Below are 208 nucleotides of genomic sequence, written 5' to 3'. Positions count from 1 at the left end.
AAATAATATGATGCATATCCGTTAATAAAAGATGACGTTCATCCGATTCTTTCACGAGGGCCGCACGGAAGAGCGGCGCTTCCTCCAGACAAAACGGCCGGACGAATGCGTCAGGTGACTCGGCCTCATCGAGCTGAAACGGCACGCTGTCATGGATGCGCTGCACCGGTTCGCCGTCAGGCCCCGTTTCAAAGGACGTTCTGAGCGA

1 protein-coding gene is annotated in these 208 nt (G+C 54.8%); it reads right to left on the bottom strand.

Features of this window, described 5'->3' with window-relative positions; all coding sequences use genetic code 11:
• Positions 1–208: condensation domain-containing protein (locus tag G9F75_RS19905; RefSeq protein ID WP_167409351.1), on the bottom strand; the 208-nt coding region annotated here is incomplete at both ends.

Origin of the sequence: Bacillus sp. EKM208B, assembly GCF_011800725.1 — a bacterium.
Lineage (GTDB): Bacteria > Bacillota > Bacilli > Bacillales > Bacillaceae > Bacillus > Bacillus velezensis.
Note: the sequence above shows the minus strand (reverse complement) of the source record. Positions and strands in the feature narration are given on the sequence as shown.